The 1,748-nt window shown below is 71.5% G+C and carries 4 protein-coding genes; 3 read left to right on the top strand and 1 reads right to left on the bottom strand.

From position 1 onward, the window contains the following. Positions 1 to 34 precede the first annotated feature (34 nt). On the bottom strand, positions 35 to 439 hold the full coding sequence (locus FNH04_RS45680) for a ferredoxin (RefSeq protein WP_152792102.1): 405 nt from the start codon (positions 437 to 439) through the stop codon (positions 35 to 37). Between the two features lie 87 nt (positions 440 to 526). On the opposite strand from FNH04_RS45680, the gene FNH04_RS45675 reads away from it, so the two are divergent. The 3 genes from FNH04_RS45675 to FNH04_RS45665 form a co-directional block, all read left to right on the top strand. Beyond that, positions 527 to 1,006 (top strand): ChaB family protein, encoded by a 480-nt coding sequence (locus FNH04_RS45675; protein ID WP_152792101.1) that lies wholly within the window; start codon positions 527 to 529, stop codon positions 1,004 to 1,006. 37 nt (positions 1,007 to 1,043) lie between these two features. Then, the gene (locus FNH04_RS45670) at positions 1,044 to 1,406 is read left to right on the top strand and encodes a DUF6479 family protein (protein ID WP_152792100.1); all 363 of its coding nucleotides are present in this window, start codon (positions 1,044 to 1,046) and stop codon (positions 1,404 to 1,406) included. 50 nt (positions 1,407 to 1,456) lie between these two features. Then, on the top strand, positions 1,457 to 1,748 hold a 292-nt coding region (locus tag FNH04_RS45665; protein WP_152792099.1), incomplete at its 3' end, for a hypothetical protein.

Genomic DNA, 1,748 nt, shown 5'->3' with positions numbered 1-1,748 from the left:
GGGGGCGACCACCTGCTCAGGTCGCCCGGAGGGCTCAGGCGTCCAGCGTCGCGAGGAAGTCCGTGCAGGCGCGGGCGCAGTCGCGGCAGGCCTGGGCGCTCTCCTCCCCGCCCGGGTATCCGTCGAAGACATGGGCGCACTCCAGGCAGACCTCCCGGCACCACTGCACCTGGATCCTCAGGGCCGCCTCGTCCTGGTGCGCCTGCTCGGACAGCACCCGGCACGTGGCGTCACACACCTCCGCGCACATGATGCCCTTGCGCCGTACACGTTCCTGGTCCGCGGGCCCTTCCGGATCGGCGAGGCTCGCTCGCAGGGCGCACGCCCGCGCACACTCCGTGCACGCCTGCGCACACGCGAAGCGGTCCTCGAGAAACCGGAAGAGCTCCTGCTGCGAAGTCGTCGTCGATGTCACGAGAATCGGGTAGCCGGACGACATCACGCCAAACCCGGTGCCCGCGCCCCCCGGTTTTCCCGCCGCGCGGCCGGGCACCCGTGCACCCCCCGATCCCGGAGGTGAGGAAAGATGCCCGGACGACAGGAGCTCCCGTCGACTCTGGAACGCTCCTCCAAGGGCGCCCAGCGCACGTGGATCAAGGCCCACGACTCGGCGGTGGAGCAGTACGGCGAGGGCGAGCGGGCGCACCGGGTCGCCTACGGCGCGCTGAAGCACTCGTACGAGAAGGTCGGCGACCACTGGGAGCGCAAGGAGGGCGGCCGCAAGGGCCCCTCGGACCCCCAGTCGGCGCGGCCCCGGCAGCAGCGGGGCGGGCGCACCGGTGAGGGCGTCGACGAGAGCGCGTCGAAGCAGCACCTCTACGACGTCGCACAACGGCTGAAGATCGACGGGCGGTCACGGATGACCAAGTCCGAACTGATCACCGCGATCCGCAGGGCGAACCGTTCACAGACGCGCGCCTCCCGGACCTCCGCCTCCTCCCGGACCTCCGGCTCCTCCCGGACCTCCACCTCCTCCCGGGCCTCCGGCTCCTCCCGTTCCAAGTGAGCCGATTCGACGGTGCCTCTAGGGGTATTCGTGCTATATGAGTACAGAATGGGTGCATTTTGCCGCGGAGCGCAGCGCACTGGTCGGCCTCTGGGCCATCCTCATGGGCGTACTCGTCGTGGGAATGCTGGGCGGCGCCTTCTGGCTCGGCAACCGGATCCGCAACCGCGAGCCGCGTCGGCCGCGCCCTGAGGAGCAGCCGCATCTACCGGACGGAGGTCCGGTACGGGAGGAGCAGGTGAACCTGGTGCCCGACGAGATCACGCAGAGCCGGCTGCGGCTCACGCCCTACCAGGTGCACGGAAACATGGGCTCCCGGCCGAGCCCGGCGAAGCGTCGGCCGCGCTGGAGCAGGGGCAGCAGCGGCGGCTTCGGCAGCGGCGGCCTGGGCGCCCACTGAGTGACGCGGGTGAGAGACCCGCGAGCGAGCGCAAGGAAGTGAGAAGAACCATGGCAGAGCGCAGCACACTGCCGCCGCCCGACTACGACCACCTGCCGATCGGCGGCCTGGAGAGCCGCGTTCGCGCGCTCACCGCCGGGGAGGTGGAGGAACTGCTCGCCTACGAGCGGGACCATGCCCACCGACCCCAGGTGACCGAACTGCTGGCGGCCCGCCTGGAGCAGCTCCGATCGGGTGCCGAGCCGACCTCCGGCGACCGCGACGCCGTACGCCCCGAAGAGGCCGGGCGGCCCAGCGCCGGCTCGCCCGTGTCCCCGGCGACGTCACCGCAGCCCCACAGCC

Source organism: Streptomyces phyllanthi (assembly GCF_009377205.1).
Classification (GTDB): Bacteria; Actinomycetota; Actinomycetes; order Streptomycetales; family Streptomycetaceae; genus Streptomyces; species Streptomyces phyllanthi.
This window is presented reverse-complemented; position numbering and strand designations above follow the sequence as displayed.